Raw genomic sequence first — 13758 nt, forward strand, 5'->3', positions numbered from 1 at the left:
GCTGGTGCCCCCTGCCCGTCCCTCCTCGGCCGGCCCTGCGACGCTCCCAGGAGGTTCCGGCGGCTGCTCCGCCGGTCAGAGATAGTGCCGCCCCGTCGGACCCCGGGCCGGCGCCGCCTCCACCGCTCGGTGCGGTGACCGGGGCGGCCCCTCCGCGCTCGGGCCCGGTCCCCGGCGTGTGCCGGCCACCGGGCGTCCGGCGGCCGACGACCACCTGACCCTCTTCCTCGCCGCCCCCACGGACCGGCCGGGACCGGTGCCCCTCGTGGCGTGCCCGGCTCCGGCCGGTGCCCTGGCGTGGGCGCGCAGGAGACCCCACCCCACCCGAAGGAGCTTCCGCATGCACCCGCTGACCGAAGCAGAGATCCGCTCCAGCCTCATCAACTGTTCCCGCAAGGACGCCGCCCGCCTGCCCGTGCCCCCGGAGCTCGGGGCCCTGGACTGGGACCGGCTGGACTACCTGGGCTGGCGCGACCCGCAGTCCCCGCGCCGGGGATTCGCCGTCGTCCCCACCGAGGAGGGCCCGAAGGGCATCGTCGTGCAGACGTCCGGGACCGCGGGGTCGGGGAGGCAGGCGATGTGCGCCTGGTGCCAGGACGTGCGCCTGCCCCACCCCGTGGTGATGTACGTGGCCCGCCGCGCCGGAGCCGCCGGACGGGAGGGCTCGACCGTGGGCACCCTGGTCTGCGAGGGCTTCCAGTGCTCGGCCAACGTCCGCAAGCGCCCGCCCTCCCCGTACAAGGGCTTCGACATGGACGCGTACGTCGCCGACCGCATCGCCGGCCTGCGCGAGAGGTCCCGGGGCTTCGTGGCCGCGGTGGCCCGCTGACGGCGTCGCGCTCAGGGCCCCTGCGCCGGCCCGGGCCGGTGCAGGGGCCCGCGCGGCTCCGGCTCAGTGCGGCGCGGGCGTGAGGATCTCGGGTCCGTCCTCGGTGATGGCGATCGTGTGCTCGCTGTGCGCCGCCCGGCAGCCTGTCGCGCTGCGCAGGGTCCACCCGTCGGCGTCCGTGACCAGCTCGGCGGTGTCCTCCATGGCCCAGGGCTCCAGCGCCAGCAGCAGGCCGGGGCGCAGCCGGTAGCCGCGGCCGGGCCGTCCGGTGTTCGGGACGTGCGGGTCCTGGTGCATCGTCGACCCGATGCCGTGGCCCCCGAACTGGGTGTTGACCGGATATCCCGCCGCACCGAGGACGGAACCGATGGCGTGGGAGACGTCGCCGACGCGGGCTCCGGGGACGGCGGCGGCGATGCCCGCGGACAGGGCGCGCTCGGTCGCGTCGATCAGCGCGACGCTCTCCGGAGGCCGGGCGCCGCCCACGAGGAAGCTGATGGCCGAGTCCGCGGCGACCCCGCCCCGGGAGACGGCGAGGTCCAGCGTCAGCAGGTCCCCGTCGGCCAGCTCGTGGTCGTGGGGACGCCCGTGGAGCACGGCGTCGTTGACGGCCGTGCAGATGTAGTGGCCGAACGGTCCGCGTCCGAAGGACGGCGCGTAGTCGACGTAGCAGGACAGCGCTCCGGCCTCCAGGATCATGGTCCGCGCCCACCGGTCGATGTCGAGGAGGTTCGTCCCGACCGTGATGCGGCTCCTGAGGGTCTGCAGGATGCCGGCGACCAGGGCGCCGGTGTCCTTCGCCCGGGCCACCTCGGCGGGCTGCAGGATCTCGATCATGGGCGTCCTCCTCCGTGGTCCAATAACTATCCCGGTCATGGTATCCCGGTCTTGTTGTCCCGGTACTAGGATCGGCGGCATGGTCAGACTGCCGCTCACTCCCGCCGAGGTCGAACGCGGGCAGCGACTCGGTGCCCTGCTGCGCCGGGGCAGAGGAGAGCGCTCCATGCTCGAGACCGCGCTCGACGCAGGGGTCTCACCGGAGACCCTGCGCAAGATCGAGTCCGGTCGCGTCGCCACTCCCGCCTTTCCGACCATCGCGGCGATCGCCGACGTGCTCGGCCTGTCCCTCGACCAGGTGTGGGCCGAGATCAACAGGCCCCGCGCCGGGGCCGGCCCCGTGGGGTCGGGCCCCGGCGCCCGCGACCGACTGGCCTCGTAGGCCACGGGTCCCGCAGCCCCGTGGCGCGGAGGGGTGCCGCCCCGCACGGGGAGCCGGACGACCGTGGGAGAGTGGGGGGCATGCGCGCAGTGGTGATCGATGCCGTCCGGGCCCGGCCCGAGGTCCGTGACGTCGCCGAGCCCTCGGCCCCGCCGCAGGGGGTGGTCGTCCGGGTGCGGGCCACGGGCCTGTGCCGCAGCGACTGGCACGCGTGGGCCGGGCACGACGAGATCGCGTGGCCCCACGTGCCCGGGCACGAGCTGGCCGGGGTGGTCGCCGCGGTGGGTGAGGGCGTGCGCCGGTGGAGGACCGGGGACCGGGTGACCGTCCCGTTCGTCTGCGGCTGCGGTCGCTGCGACTGGTGCCGGGCCGGTGACGCGCAGGTCTGCCCCGCGCAGGAGCAGCCGGGGTTCACCCACTGGGGGTCCTTCGCCGAGTACGTCGCCCTGCACGCCGCCGACACGAATCTCGTGGCCGTTCCCGAGCACGTCGACTTCGCCACCGCGGCCGGGCTGGGGTGCCGGTTCGCCACGGCGTACCGGGCCCTGGCCGCGCGGGCGCGCGTGGCCGAGGGGGAGTGGGTGACCGTGCTCGGCGCCGGCGGCGTGGGGCTCAGCGCGGTGATGATCGCCCGCGCGCTGGGCGGCCGGGTGATCGCGGTCGACCGCAACCCCAAGGCGCTCGCCCGTGCCCGCGAGCTCGGTGCGGAGCACGTGCTGCGCGCGGACGGGACGGACGTCCCGGAGGCCGTCGCCGACCTCACGGGCGGCGGCAGCCACGTGGCGGTCGACGCCGTGGGCAGCGAGCAGACCTGCGCCGACGCCGTCCTGAGCCTGCGCCGGCGGGGACGGCACGTCCAGATCGGCCTGCTGCCGCCGGTCGAGGGCCACCCGCGGGTCCCGATGGCGCGGGTCATCGGCTGGGAGCTCGACCTGCTCGGCAGCCACGGGATGGCGGCGGCCGACTACCCGGCCATGATGTCGCTGATCGAGCAGGGCGCCCTGCAGCCCCAGAGGCTCATCGAGCGCACCATCGGGCTCGACGCCGCCGCGGCGCTGCTGCCCGTGTTCGACCGGGCGGCGCCCGCCGGCATCACCATGATCGACCCGGCGCTGTAGCCGCCGTCGAGGAGTCCCGCGCGGGGAGGGCACCAGGCCGCCGGTGCCCGGTCCACGGGACGGACGACCGACGGCCCGGGTCCCGGCGCGTGGTGCGCCGCGGCCCGGGCCATCGTCCGGCGGCGGGTGCGGAGGTCAGCCCTCGCAGTCGCTGCAGTAGCTGGTGCCTGCGCTCGTGCGGGCGAGCTGGGAGCGGTGGCGGACCAGGAAGCAGGCCCCGCAGGTGAACTCGTCGCTCTGCTCGGGGATGACGGCCACGGTGAGTTCTTCGTGCGAGAGGTCCGCCCCGGGCAGGTCGATGCCCTCGGCGGTGTCGAAGTCCTCGGCGTCGATGACCGCGGTCTGGGTGGCGGCGCTGCGCTGGACCTGGATCGCTTCCAGGGACTCGTTGGCCGGCTCGTCCTCGGGGCGAGTGCGCGGAGCGTCGTAGTCGGTGGCCATGATGTGGTGCGTCCTCCTGGGAAAGGCGTTGCTGTGCAGGGCTGCCCTGCACGGAAGGACCAAAGTGTAACCGCACCCGGTGGGGATCTGCTGGGGCCCGGGAGCGGCGGCCCGGTCCGTCGCCCCGCGGTGCTGGTGCGGGGCCCCCGGGGACGGCGATACTGGGGCCCATGGACGCGGAGGAGACCGACCGGCCCGTGCAGCTGTGGTTCGGCGCCCGTGGGGACGGGCCGCCGTTCGTCCTGCTGCATCCCGGCGGCACGGACTCCCGCGCCCTGGAGCCGCTGGCCGCGGAGCTGGCCGGCAGCTACCGGGTGCTCACCCCGGAGCAGCGCGCCCACGGCCACACCCCTGACCCGGGCGGTCCGCTGTCCTACGCCACGATGGCCGGGGACACGATCGCCTTCCTGGAGCGGGAGGTGGCGGCTCCGGCGCACCTGCTGGGCTACAGCGACGGGGCCGTCGTGGCCCTGGCCGTGGCGCTGCGGCGTCCCGACCTGGTCCGCGACCTGGTCGTCGCCGCCGGGGTCCACCACCACAGCGGGTGGGCGCCGGGAGTCCTCGAGGACCAGGCGCAGGTGCCGGAGTTCATGGTGGACGCCTACGCCGAGGTCTCGCCCGACGGGCGCGCGCACTACGGGCAGGTGGTGGAGAAGCTGCGGAGGATGCACGCGGCGGAACCGGCCTTCACGGACGCGGACCTGGCGGGTCTCGACGTTCCCGTGCTGGTGCTCCTCGGCGACGACGACGAGGTCCGGCTCGAGCACGCCGTGGCCATGTACCGCGCCCTGCCGCAGGCCGAGCTGGCCGTGGTCCCGCACGCCTCCCACGGGGTGCTGGTGGAGAAGCCGGGGCTGTGCGCGCGGTTGGTCACCGACTTCCACGCCACCGACAAGCCGGCGACCTTCGCCCCGAGACGGCGCCGCGCGGAGGGCTGACCGGGTCACGCCGGGTCCGGCCGCGCTCCCTCGCCGGCGGCTACCGGTCCTCGGGGTCCGTGGGGTCGTCGCGGTCCAGCACGTCGCCGTCCTGCACCGGGACCTGGCGGTCCGTCCGGGTGGAGTCCCCGCGGGGCGCACGCCGCTCGCCCAGCAGGTCGTCGACGTAGGGGGCCGGCGGCGGGGCCTGGGCGGCCACGAGCTCGTTGGCGGCCTGGGCGAGCAGGTCCCGCTGCAGCGGGGTCAGGCTCAGGGAGTGGTGCAGATAGGCGTCGACCTCCAGCTCACTGGCCTCCCCGCCGATGCTGAAGTAGGACAGCCACAGCCGCCCGCGGTCGATCCCCGCGGCCACCATCGTGGCCCGCAGCCGGCGGGCCTGCTCGTGGCCGATCCCCTCGTCGTCGTCCATGGGCCCCACCGTCCTCGATCCTGCTCGTGCTCCCCGCGGTCGGACACCTCGGGGACCGGCACCACGGCCCCGGACGAGCTGCTGCGTGCCGTCCGCCCGCGCCGTCCCGTGCAGAGTAGGCCCCCGCAACGGACGAGCGCACCTCGGTTGCGCTGTGCGGACGTGCCTCCGGACCGGTGCTCCCGGGCGGCCGCCGGGCACCGGGGTCAGGCGCCGTGCCGGACGGCCAGGACCAGCTCGGCGAGCGCGCTGACCAGCGGCCCCTCGGCGCCCAGGGCCGGGGCCTGGCCGAGCGCCGCCACGGGGTCCTGCCGGACGGCCGTGTAGAGGCGCTGCTTGACGTCGTAGCCGATCTGGGCGTCGTTGAGCAGGTGGAAGACCCCGGGCACCGGATCCGGGACCGCCACCCCGCGCAGGCCCGGGGAGCGGAGCACGACCCGCGCCCCGGCCGGGACGTCCGGGACGGTGACGGAGGTGCGCCGGTCCCGCCGGGCGACGGACACGGGGACGTCCTCCCCGTCCACGGTGACGGCGAGGCCGGTCAGCTCCGCGGCACCGAGGACGGTGAGGGTCCAGGTCCGGATCGGTGGCAGGCAGCCGAGGTGGCCCCGCGCGGGACCGAGCACGAACTCCCCGGCCGTGACGTCCAGGGCCAGCTCGGTGCGGGCCCAGCGGGCCGGGTCCCGGCCGTCGCCGGCGTCGTCGTCCTCGTCCAGGACGGCGCCGTGGGAGGCGCCGGCCACCACCAGCACCTCGAGCTCGGCGGGGTTCCCCGGGCCCGGCGCGGCGTCGCGGTCCGCGCCGGCGAGCGGGACGATGGCCCCGGCGCGCGCCAGGACGGGCAGCTCGCCGAGGCCGCGGTGCAGCACGAGCTCGCGCCCGCCGTCGTAGACGGTGCCGGTGAACAGGTCCGTCCAGGACCCCTCCGGCAGCCACACGGGCACCGCGGCGCGGGTGAGCACGGGGTCCACGGGGGCCGTCACGGGGGCGACCACCAGCTCGGGGCCGAACAGGTACTGGTGGTCGTAGCGGTAGGCCTGCTCCGCCTCCGGGTGCTCGAAGTACAGGGGCCGCACCAGCGGCACGCCCTCGACGGCCGCGGCGCGGTTGGCGGTGTGCAGGTACGGGATCAGGCGGTGCCGCAGGCGCAGGCCGCGCTCCATGATCTCGGCGTAGGGGGAGCGGTAGCGCCACGGCTCCTTGGCGATGAAGTCGTTGTTGCCCGAGTGCAGGCGCAGCACCGGGGAGAACACCCCGAACTGCAGCCAGCGCGTGGCCAGCTCGTCGTCGCGGGAGCCGAAGACGTGCCCGCCGATGTCGTGGCTCCACCAGCCGAAGCCGATGTTCGCCGCCGTCGCGGTGAACCGCGGCTGGAAGGCCAGCGAGGCCCAGGAGATGACGGTGTCGCCGGAGAACCCCACGGGGTAGCGGTGGCTGCCGGGGCCCGCGTACCGGGAGAGGATCAGCGGCCGCCCGCCGGCCGAGGCGGAGTCCAGGAAGTGGTAGTGGTTGAGCACCCACAGCGGGTCGACCCCCGGCAGGCGGGAGTGCTCCCCGGACTGCCAGTCGATCCACCAGAAGTCCACGCCGTCCGCCTCCAGGCCCCGGTGCAGGACCTCGAAGTAGGCGGAGACGAACTCCCGGTCGGTGACGTCGAAGGCCACCGGCTCCTCCGTCCCCGGGTCCCGGCCCAGGGCCTCCAGCATCGCGGGATACGGCTCCTCGAAGGAGCGCACGCCGTCGGCCGGGTGCAGGTTCAGGGTGACCCGGTATCCGTGCTCGTGCGCCCAGCCCAGGAAGCGCCGCGGGTCCGGGAAGAGCTCCCGGTTCCAGGTGTAGCCGGTCCAGCCGGAGCCGTGGTGGCGTTCCACGTGCTCGTCGGTGAGGTGCCAGTCCATGTCCACCACGAGCACGGAGAAGGGCAGGCGGCGGTCCGCGAAGTCCTGGACCAGCTGCCGGTACTCGGTCTCGTCGTAGGCGTGGTAGCGGCTCCACCAGTTGCCCAGGGCGTAGCGGGGCAGCACCGGCTGCGGCCCCGACAGGGCGTAGAAGGCGCGCAGGGCCTCCTGGTGGTCGTGGCCGTAGCCGAAGAAGTAGAGGTCCACCGCGCCCTCCTCGCGGGGGCGCGGGGCGTACCAGCCGTCCTCCGTGAGCAGCACCGAGGCCGAGTCGTCGACCACCCCGAAGCCCTCCCGCGAGTTGATGCCCGGCTCGAGCGGGATGGGGCCGTCGGCCTCGTCGAGGGTGCGGGCGGTCCCGCCGAGCGTGGGCACCGGCGTGCCGTAGCGCCACACGCTGTGGTAGTTGGTCACCCCGCCGCGCACCTGCACGGACAGGCCGGAGGGGCTGAACTCCCGCTCGTCGTAGCTCAGGTGGATCCGGTCGGTGAACAGCTCGAGGCCGGCCTCCGAGCGCCGGACGCGGAACGGGGGCACCGGGAACCGGCGGTGCACCGCGAAGGCCGAGGGCCGGTCCTCGAACCGGCCTCCGGGGCTGTACTCCAGGCGGAGCAGCCCGTCGGTCAGCACGGTGATGCGGTACTGCGCGCCGGCGACGACGGCGGCGGGCTCCGGGGAGCCGTGGCCGGTGGGACGGAAGCGGGGGAGGGGCATTCCCCCAGCGTAGGGCCCCCGGATCCGGCGGGGGCTAGCGCAGGGCGGCACGCACCCCGGGACGCACGGCCACGACGAGCCAGGCCACGTCCACCGCGAGCTTGAGGGCGGCGGGCAGCAGCTGCAGCGGCTGCGCCCCGGACGGCACGCCGGGCACGGCGAAGGACAGCACGACGCTGGTCACGGTGCCGAGCACGGCCATGGACGCGAAGACGATGCCGAGGATCCACCCCCACTGCCGCTGCTCGCGCAGCGGGAAGTAGACCAGGGCGTACAGGCCCGCGTTGACGGCGACGCCCACCACGGCGCTCGCGAGCACGAAGCCCGTGCCCAGGAACATGCCCCCCGAGGCGGCCGCCACCTGCTCCGAGGACGTCAGGTAGCCGATGACGCTGCCCAGCAGGCCGATCGCGAAGGACGCGACCGTGAGCTGCAGCAGCAGCCGGAGGTCCGGGGTCCTCGGCGGGACGGGCCGGGCCGCCCACGGGCCACCGGGACCGCTGGGCGGGCCGTACGGGTAGTGGGTCATGGCGGTCGGCTCCTCACGGCGGGACGGGGCCCCGTCGGGGCTCACCCCGAACCTATCCGCTGATCCCGCCCGCCGGATCGTTCGCGGCTGCACAGCACCCGGCGAGTCGCCGCGCGGCGGCCTCCGGCGCCCCGGTCCGGGGCTCAGCCGCGCGGGCGGAGCGGGACGGTGGGCAGGGCGGGGGCCGGCAGCGGAGCGGGCTGTCCCTCCGGATAGGGGCCGAAGCGCGGGTCGACCTTCCCGCCCGGGGGCGGTTCGGCCCCGATCTCGGCCTGCCAGGCCGCCCGGTGGGCGGCGACCTCCTCGTGGCTGCGGCCCACGAAGTTCCACCACATCACGATCTGCTCGCCCAGGGGCTCCCCGCCGATCAGCAGCGCCCGCACCGGGCGCGGCCCCGCCTCCAGGACCAGGCGCGCCCGGCCCGGGGGCAGATAGGCCAGGTGGTCCGCCGGCACCGGGTCTCCGCCGACGGCGAGGTCCCCGGCGTCGAGCAGCACCCCGTGCTCGAAGCCCGGGTCCACCTCCAGCTCCAGCCGGGCGCCGGCGTCCAGGGCGAGCTCGGCGGCCAGCAGGGGCGGGGTGTGGGTGCGCACCGGGGAGACGGACCCGGCCAGGGAGCCCAGGTACACCCGCAGCAGGCTGCCCGGCCCCGGCACGGGCTCCGGTGCGTAGTGCTCGAAGGTCGGGGCCGTGTGCCGGGTCCGGTCCGGCAGCGCGTACCACAGCTGCACCCCGTGCAGGAGGCCGGTGTCCGGGGTCGAGAACTCCTGGTGGGAGATCCCGCGCCCGGCGACCATGAGGTTGACCTCGCCGGGGCGCACGATCGCGCGGTACCCGGCGGAGTCCTGGTGGGCGATCGCCCCGGTGAACAGCAGGCTCACCGTGGCCAGGCCGGTGTGCGGGTGCCGGGCCACCCGCATCCCCCCGGACGCGGAGACCGGGTCCGGGCCGTAGTGGTCCAGGAAGCACCAGGAGCCGATCAGGCTGCGCCGGCGCTGGGGCAGGGTCCGGCGCACGGTCATCGCCCGGGGCCCGCCCAGTGGCACGTCGCGCGGCGGGAGCAGCTGCGGGCCGCCCCCGCCCTCGGCGCAGACGACCTCCTCGGGGTGCGCGTCCAGGTTGGTCATGCCCCGCCCCCGGGCACGCGCGCCGGGGCAGGGGTGGCCGGTGCCGGGGCCGTTCCCGCGGCCGCCTTGGCGGCGCCCCTCGACCGGACAGGGTGGCGGGAGAGGATCGAGATCCGGTTGAACGCGTTCATCGTCACCGCCGCCCACTGCAGCGCCGAGAACTGCTCGTCGGTGAGCGCCTCCCGGGCCGCGGCGAGCTCCGCGGTGCGCTCCGACTCCTCGGGCAGGACCGTGGCCGCCTCCCCGACGGCCAGCGCCGCGCGCTCGAGGTCCGAGTACAGGGCCTCGGCCTCCCGCCAGGCGGTCAGCACGGCGAGCTGCTGGGAGCTCACCCCGGCCTTCACGGCGTAGCGGACGTGCAGGTCCAGGCAGTAGGCGCACCCGTTGAGCTGGGAGATCCGCACGTTGACCAGTTCGAGCACCGCCCGGGAGATCCCCGCCTCCTCGGCGGCGTCGGCGACCGTGCCGGCCAGCCCGTTGAGGGCGCGCCAGGACTCGGGGTCGGACTTGTCGAGGAAGAAGCGGTCACGGGCGGTCATGGATCCTCCTCGCCGTCGGTACGGCCCGGTGCGTCGGTCAGCGGAGCCCTGTCCTCAGCAGACACCTCCGCCGCCGCCCCGTCAAGGGCGGCGGCACCGTCCCTCGGCACCGCGCTCCGGTGTCCCGGTGCGATGTCCCGGTCCGCTCAGCCGGCGACCAGCGCCGCGGTGGCCGCGGCGATCGCCTGCTCCTCGTCGGTGGGCACCACCAGCACCTCGAGCGCCGAGCCGGGGGCCGAGATCCGCCGGGTCCCGCGCGCGCGGGCGGCGTTGGCGTCGTCGTCGAGCCGGACCCCCAGGGCCCCGAGCCGGTCGCAGACCCGCTTCCGGAACGGTGCGGCGTTCTCCCCGATCCCGGCGGTGAAGACCAGCGCCTGCGCCCCCTCCACGGCCACGTGGTAGCCGCCCACGTACTTCGCCAGGCGGTAGGCCGCCATCTCCAGGGCCAGCTCGGCGCGCTCGTCGCCGCGTTCGGCGGCCTCCTGGACCGCGCGCATGTCGTGGTCCCCGGCCACGGCCCGCAGCCCGGATTCCTTGTTGAGCACGGCGTCGAGCCGCTCGGGGGTCATCTCCGGGTCCCGGCGCAGCACGGCGGTGACCACGGACGGGTCCAGGTCGCCTGTGCGGGTGCCCATCACCAGTCCGGCCAGGGGCGTGTAGCCCATCGAGGTGTCGTAGGACCGGCCGTCCCGGATCGCCGTGACGGAGGCGCCGTTGCCCAGATGGGCGACGACGGCGCGGAACTGCTCGCGCGGGATCCCCAGGAACGCGGCGGCCTGCCCGGTCACCCAGTCGTGGGAGGTGCCGTGGAAGCCGTAGCGGCGGATCCCCCAGTGCTCGTAGAACCGCTCCGGGACCGCGTAGCGCCACACGTGCTCGGGCATGGTGCGGTGGAAGGCGGTGTCGAACACGCAGACCTGCGGCAGGTGCGGCCAGGTCTTCTGGACGGCGCGCAGGCCCAGGACCGCGGCGGGGTTGTGCAGCGGCGCCAGCGGGACGAGCCGCTCGATGTCGCGGATGATCTCCGGGGTCGCCAGCACCGGGGCGGAGAACCGCTCGCCGCCGTGCACCACCCTGTGGCCGGCGGCGTCGACGCTCCGCCCGTCCAGCTCGGTCTCGAGGCGCCCGGCGAGCAGCTCGAGGGCCTGCGTGTGGTCCTGGATCCGGGAGCTGCCGATGTTCTCGATCAGCCCGGACGTGAGCACGGTGCCGCCGTCGGCGCCCGGCTCCAGCTCCCGGACCTGGTACTTCAGCGAGGACGAGCCGCAGTTGACGACGAGCACGAGCATGGTGGGACTCCCTGGGCGGTCGGGAACGGGACGGGCGGTCGGGACGGGGCGGCCGGGAGCCGGCTCACAGGTGCTGGGCCTGGATCGCGGTGATCGCCACCGTGTTGACGATGTCGTCCACGGTGCACCCCCGCGAGAGGTCGTTGACGGGCTTGCGCAGCCCCTGCAGCACCGGGCCCACGGCCACGGCGCCGGCGGACTGCTGGACGGCCTTGTAGGTGTTGTTGCCGGTGTTGAGGTCCGGGAAGACGAACACCGTCGCCCGTCCCGCCACGGTCGAGCCGGGCAGCTTGGAGGCCGCGATCGAGGCGTCCACCGCGGCGTCGTACTGGATGGGGCCCTCCACCTCGAGCTCGGGGTCCGCCGCGCGCACGATCTCGGTGGCCGCGCGGACCTTGTCCACGTCCTGGCCGGAGCCGGAGCCGCCGGTGGAGTAGGACAGCATCGCCACCCTGGGCTCCACACCGAACTGGCGGGCGGTGCGGGCGGAGGCGAGCGCGATGTCCGCGAGCTGCTGGGCGTCCGGGTTCGGGTTGACCGCGCAGTCGCCGTAGACCAGCACACGGTCCTCGAGGAGCATGAAGAACACGGAGGAGACGATCCGCACGCCCTCGGAGGTCTTCACGAACTCCAGGGCCGGGCGGATCGTGTTGGCCGTGGTGTGCGCGGCGCCGGAGACCATGCCGTCCACGTCCCCCATCTGCACCATCATGGTGCCGAAGTAGGAGCCGTCGAGCATCCGCTCCAGGGCCGCCTCCGGCTGCACGCCCTTGTGGGCGCGCAGCCGCACGTACTCGCCGGCGTACTTCTCGCGCAGCGCCTCGTCGTGCTCGAAGTCGATGAGCGTGAGCCCCTCGTCGTCGAAGTCGAGGTTGATGCCCTCCGTCTGGCACAGCCCGGCGATCTTCGCGGGGTCGCCGAGGATCGTGAGGTCGCAGAAGTTGCGGCGGTGGATCATCTCGGCGGCGCGCAGGATGCGGGGGTCCTCGCCCTCGGGCAGCACGATGTTCTTCCGCTGCGTGCGCGCCGCCTCGACGAGTTCGTGCAGGAAGCGCAGCGGGGTGCGCCGCAGCGGGCGCGGCAGGTCGAGGCGGCTGACCAGCTCCTCGTCGTCCACGCGCCGGGCCCACTCGCCCAGCGCGGCCGCGACCTTGCGCGGATGCGCCCCCGAGAGGGTGCCGCGGGAACGGGAGACCGCGCGGGCGGCGCTGTAGGTGTCCAGCCCCGTGGTGAGCACGGGGAACGGCGCCGCGGCGGTGAGCTCCTGGATCCGCCCCTCGGTGCCGAAGCCGCCGGTCAGCAGCATCCCCGAGGGCACCGGCAGGGCCGGGGACAGGGCGGAGGCCAGGGACGCGACGACGATGTCGGAGCGGTCCCCCGGCGTGATGACGAAGTCGCCGTCGGCGAGCTGCTCGAGGTAGTGGGCCACCGTCATCGCGGCGATCTTCACGCCCTTGACGTCGCGGTCCAGGGAGACGGTGGAGGGCCCGTCCCCGAAGCCGTGCCGGTCCCGCAGCTCGGCCACGGTGGGCGCGGCCACCGCGGCGTTCTCGGCGATCACGTAGACGGGCAGCCCGCGCACGCCCCGCGAGGCGTTGGCGCTGAGCCGGTCGACCCACTCGGGCCGGGCCCGGTTGACGATGACGGCGAAGATGTCGCACCGGGCCTGGTGGAGCTCCGCGCGGGTGACCTCGATCGCGTTGAGGACGTCCTCGGGGGACTCGGACTCGTCCGCGCCGATCACGGCCAGCACCGAGGCGCCCAGGTTGTTGGCCATCCGGGCGTTCATGTCGAACTCGGCGGTGGCCGCGTTGTGCGCCAGCAGGTCGGTGCCGTCCACCACGATCACGTCGCAGTGCCGGGCCATCTCGCCGTAGACGCTCACGGCCATCGAGTCGAGCTCGTCGTGGTCCCCGGCCGCGAGCAGCTCCCGGGTGCGGGCCAGCGAGAGCCCGCCGCGGCACCGTTCGTCGGGGAGGTCGAAGTTGCGCTTCATGAGCTGGACCATGGGGTCCTCCGCCGGGCTCCGCCCCAGGTGGACGGGGCGGAAGTAGCCCAGGCGGTCGGTCCTGCGGAACAGCGAGTCGGCCAGCCCGAGGGCCACGAGCGACTTGCCGGACTGCGGCGTCATGGCACTGACGTAGATGCCTTGGGTCATGTCTGGGCGTCCTCCGGTGGGCGGGCTCGGGACCGACGTGCTCGCCCCAGTCTAGGGTCCGCCCGTTCCGGGGACCGGGCCGCGGCGCCCGACGCCCGGCCCGCGGCCGGGACGGCTCAGCCAGGCAACCGGAAAGGCTCGGGCCAGGGCGCCGGGACGGCTCAGGCCAGGGAGAGGAACATCTTCTCCAGCTCGGCCTTGTCCAGGCTCGGGTCCTCCTGGCGCAGGCACTGCTCCAGGCCGGTCGCGATGATGCTGAAGCCGGCCTTGTCCAGGGCGCGGGAGACCGCAGAGAGCTGGGTGACCACGTCCTTGCACTCGCGGCTCTCCTCGAGCATGCGGATGACGGCCGTGAGCTGGCCCTGGGCCCGCTTGAGGCGGTTGATGGTCGGGGTGAGGTCCTGGGGGTCGAGTTGCACGGGGCGCTCCTGGCAGACGAGGGAGGGTCCCGCCCAGTCTATACCCCCCGGGGGATCCTGCATACGCCCGGGGGTATGGACCGGGCCGGGAGTCCCGCCCACCACGGAAGGACCCGCCGCACGAGCCCGGC

14 protein-coding genes are annotated in these 13758 nt (G+C 74.9%); 4 read left to right on the plus strand and 10 right to left on the minus strand.

What is annotated here, in order from left to right; all coding sequences use genetic code 11:
- Nucleotides 1-340 precede the first annotated feature (340 nt).
- Complete coding sequence (locus GMA12_RS08790; protein ID WP_156269146.1) at nt 341-829, plus strand: FBP domain-containing protein; 489 nt, start codon at nt 341-343, stop codon at nt 827-829.
- 63 nt (nt 830-892) lie between these two features.
- Here the strand turns inward: GMA12_RS08790 and map are convergent, their stop codons facing one another.
- Nucleotides 893-1666 carry a type I methionyl aminopeptidase gene (gene map / locus GMA12_RS08795; protein WP_156269147.1) on the minus strand — a complete coding sequence of 258 codons (774 nt, stop codon included), beginning with the start codon at nt 1664-1666 and terminating at the stop codon, nt 893-895.
- 79 nt (nt 1667-1745) lie between these two features.
- Between map and GMA12_RS08800 the strand changes: the two genes are divergently transcribed.
- The gene (locus GMA12_RS08800; RefSeq protein WP_156269148.1) at nt 1746-2048 is read left to right on the plus strand and encodes a helix-turn-helix domain-containing protein; all 303 of its coding nucleotides are present in this window, start codon (nt 1746-1748) and stop codon (nt 2046-2048) included.
- An 80-nt stretch (nt 2049-2128) separates the two neighbouring features.
- A complete protein-coding gene (locus GMA12_RS08805; RefSeq protein WP_156269149.1) occupies nt 2129-3166 on the plus strand; it encodes a zinc-dependent alcohol dehydrogenase family protein in 1038 nt (345 codons plus the stop codon).
- Between the two features lie 135 nt (nt 3167-3301).
- Here the strand turns inward: GMA12_RS08805 and GMA12_RS08810 are convergent, their stop codons facing one another.
- A complete protein-coding gene (locus tag GMA12_RS08810; protein WP_062735429.1) occupies nt 3302-3607 on the minus strand; it encodes a DUF4193 domain-containing protein in 306 nt (101 codons plus the stop codon).
- Nucleotides 3608-3777: 170 nt separating this feature from the next.
- On the opposite strand from GMA12_RS08810, the gene GMA12_RS08815 reads away from it, so the two are divergent.
- The gene (locus GMA12_RS08815) at nt 3778-4545 is read left to right on the plus strand and encodes an alpha/beta fold hydrolase (protein WP_156269150.1); all 768 of its coding nucleotides are present in this window, start codon (nt 3778-3780) and stop codon (nt 4543-4545) included.
- A gap of 40 nt (nt 4546-4585) precedes the next feature.
- Here GMA12_RS08815 and GMA12_RS08820 read toward each other — a convergent pair whose 3' ends face one another.
- From GMA12_RS08820 to GMA12_RS08855, 8 genes are all read right to left on the minus strand, one after another.
- Nucleotides 4586-4954, minus strand: a complete 369-nt coding sequence (locus GMA12_RS08820; protein WP_156269151.1) for a hypothetical protein — start codon at nt 4952-4954, stop codon at nt 4586-4588.
- A 206-nt stretch (nt 4955-5160) separates the two neighbouring features.
- Nucleotides 5161-7566 (minus strand): glycoside hydrolase family 31 protein, encoded by a 2406-nt coding sequence (locus GMA12_RS08825; RefSeq protein WP_156269152.1) that lies wholly within the window; start codon nt 7564-7566, stop codon nt 5161-5163.
- Nucleotides 7567-7600: 34 nt separating this feature from the next.
- On the minus strand, nt 7601-8095 hold the full coding sequence (locus tag GMA12_RS08830) for a hypothetical protein (RefSeq protein WP_156269153.1): 495 nt from the start codon (nt 8093-8095) through the stop codon (nt 7601-7603).
- 143 nt (nt 8096-8238) lie between these two features.
- Complete coding sequence (locus GMA12_RS08835; RefSeq protein ID WP_156269154.1) at nt 8239-9222, minus strand: pirin family protein; 984 nt, start codon at nt 9220-9222, stop codon at nt 8239-8241.
- Complete coding sequence (locus GMA12_RS08840) at nt 9219-9761, minus strand: carboxymuconolactone decarboxylase family protein (RefSeq protein ID WP_156269155.1); 543 nt, start codon at nt 9759-9761, stop codon at nt 9219-9221. The genes GMA12_RS08835 and GMA12_RS08840 overlap by 4 nt, the downstream gene beginning before the upstream one ends.
- A gap of 146 nt (nt 9762-9907) precedes the next feature.
- Nucleotides 9908-11050 (minus strand): acetate/propionate family kinase, encoded by a 1143-nt coding sequence (locus GMA12_RS08845; protein WP_156269156.1) that lies wholly within the window; start codon nt 11048-11050, stop codon nt 9908-9910.
- A gap of 64 nt (nt 11051-11114) precedes the next feature.
- Nucleotides 11115-13208 (minus strand): phosphate acetyltransferase, encoded by a 2094-nt coding sequence (pta, locus tag GMA12_RS08850; protein WP_156269157.1) that lies wholly within the window; start codon nt 13206-13208, stop codon nt 11115-11117.
- Between the two features lie 161 nt (nt 13209-13369).
- A complete protein-coding gene (locus tag GMA12_RS08855) occupies nt 13370-13627 on the minus strand; it encodes a metal-sensitive transcriptional regulator (RefSeq protein ID WP_162459659.1) in 258 nt (85 codons plus the stop codon).
- Between the last annotated feature and the right edge of the window lie 131 nt (nt 13628-13758).

It is taken from the genome of Kocuria sediminis, assembly GCF_009735315.1.
Taxonomy (GTDB): Bacteria; Actinomycetota; Actinomycetes; order Actinomycetales; family Micrococcaceae; genus Kocuria; species Kocuria turfanensis.

Excerpts from the sequence above, each read along its gene's own strand:
- GMA12_RS08790 (WP_156269146.1), top strand. The coding sequence starts at position 341 with ATGCACCCGCTGACCGAAGCAGAGATCCGCTCCAGCCTCATCAACTGT.
- map (WP_156269147.1), bottom strand. The coding sequence starts at position 1,666 with ATGATCGAGATCCTGCAGCCCGCCGAGGTGGCCCGGGCGAAGGACACC.
- GMA12_RS08800 (WP_156269148.1), top strand. The coding sequence starts at position 1,746 with ATGGTCAGACTGCCGCTCACTCCCGCCGAGGTCGAACGCGGGCAGCGA.
- GMA12_RS08805 (WP_156269149.1), top strand. The coding sequence starts at position 2,129 with ATGCGCGCAGTGGTGATCGATGCCGTCCGGGCCCGGCCCGAGGTCCGT.
- GMA12_RS08810 (WP_062735429.1), bottom strand. The coding sequence starts at position 3,607 with ATGGCCACCGACTACGACGCTCCGCGCACTCGCCCCGAGGACGAGCCG.
- GMA12_RS08815 (WP_156269150.1), top strand. The coding sequence starts at position 3,778 with ATGGACGCGGAGGAGACCGACCGGCCCGTGCAGCTGTGGTTCGGCGCC.
- GMA12_RS08820 (WP_156269151.1), bottom strand. The coding sequence starts at position 4,954 with ATGGACGACGACGAGGGGATCGGCCACGAGCAGGCCCGCCGGCTGCGG.
- GMA12_RS08825 (WP_156269152.1), bottom strand. The coding sequence starts at position 7,566 with ATGCCCCTCCCCCGCTTCCGTCCCACCGGCCACGGCTCCCCGGAGCCC.
- GMA12_RS08830 (WP_156269153.1), bottom strand. The coding sequence starts at position 8,095 with ATGACCCACTACCCGTACGGCCCGCCCAGCGGTCCCGGTGGCCCGTGG.
- GMA12_RS08835 (WP_156269154.1), bottom strand. The coding sequence starts at position 9,222 with ATGACCAACCTGGACGCGCACCCCGAGGAGGTCGTCTGCGCCGAGGGC.
- GMA12_RS08840 (WP_156269155.1), bottom strand. The coding sequence starts at position 9,761 with ATGACCGCCCGTGACCGCTTCTTCCTCGACAAGTCCGACCCCGAGTCC.
- GMA12_RS08845 (WP_156269156.1), bottom strand. The coding sequence starts at position 11,050 with ATGCTCGTGCTCGTCGTCAACTGCGGCTCGTCCTCGCTGAAGTACCAG.
- pta (WP_156269157.1), bottom strand. The coding sequence starts at position 13,208 with ATGACCCAAGGCATCTACGTCAGTGCCATGACGCCGCAGTCCGGCAAG.